We start from the raw sequence: 1,220 nt of genomic DNA, 5'->3' as shown, positions 1-1,220 counted from the left end.
GTCGCCAGCATGCTCACACCGTTCACGCGGACATAGCTGAACCGGGATTCCGGACGTACGCCATGGGCATCGGCCGGCCCGAGAATGCGCGTCGCCTGGCCGGTGACCGCGTCATATTCGAAGTCCGTAACGCCGCCGCGCGGGTCGATGTTCTGCACGGGCTTGTTGCAGGTCGCGACCGACATGCAACTCGCCGGATACACCGCAGTGTAGACGATATCCCCAGGCGTGCCGGGCGTCTTGGAGATATGGCGAGCCTCCAGGAGATTCCCTCTGCCGTCATAGCTATACGTCCAGCGGTCGCCATCCGGGTTCTGCCGGGAGATCATCCTGTTATAGGCATCGTATGAGAACGAAGTCTTGGCCCCACTCGAGTCGGTGACCGAGTATAGGGTTCCGGTAGACCAGCTGCCTATATAGACCTTATGATATCCATTGGCGCCAGTTACCGTCGTCGTTCTTACAACATTCCAGGGGTTACTACTGTAAGTTCCATTATCCAGAACATCGGAATAAGTGTATTCATACTTACTATTGCCAATGATTACCGACTTGGCTTTACCGGACAATGTATCCAGCACGTTGACGGTACTCGTGACGTAGTATGTTCCCCATTGGCAGACAACCACAGAGGGGCTCGACTGCCCCGGATGCACCACAGCCAGGTACATCATCTTATTCATGTCATCCAGGCTCGTCCTGTCACAGTAATTCTCGGGATGAGCTATGTAGAACCGATTGCGCCTTCCCAGCGAATCGGTAATATTGATGGTATCGTTATAGCCGCTTGAATCGACATCGATATTGACGTCATAGCCGAGGCCGGGCCTGGTTGGCGTGATGCCACACAAGTTGTTGCATGAATCCACGGTAGAATTCACCATGGTCACAACCTGATTTATACCGGGGCCCTCAAAGTTACTAATATTTGGTGGCACACCATTTTGATTTAACCAGTTGAATATGACCTTATAATTTGCAGAATTCTCGATCTTATCGTGACGATATTCGTAGCCGACCAGTTCTCCACACGTATTAACGCCATTTTTGCTGTGAAGTTGCATGGGGTTGCATAGTGGGATCTTGGTGTAGGTGTATTTCTTCTGGAACCCGTCCGGCCTGGTCACATCCGTCACGACACCGAGCATCTCGTGCCCCGTTGGGGAGGACGAGAACGCGTGCACGACCGTGCCGTCGCGCGCGGTGTAGGTATAGAAAGT

Annotated in this window: 1 protein-coding gene; it reads right to left on the bottom strand. The window is 53.1% G+C overall.

The window, feature by feature from the left end; translation table 11 throughout:
- Positions 1 to 1,136: RHS repeat domain-containing protein (locus AB0K82_RS44610; RefSeq protein WP_364409850.1), on the bottom strand; the 1,136-nt coding region annotated here is incomplete at its 3' end.
- Positions 1,137 to 1,220: the final 84 nt, after the last annotated feature.

Origin of the sequence: Actinoallomurus sp. NPDC052274 (assembly GCF_040679475.1) — a bacterium.
GTDB lineage: Bacteria > Actinomycetota > Actinomycetes > Streptosporangiales > Streptosporangiaceae > Actinoallomurus > Actinoallomurus liliacearum.
The sequence above is the reverse complement of the archived record's forward strand: the minus strand, read 5'-3'. Positions and strand labels throughout refer to the sequence as shown.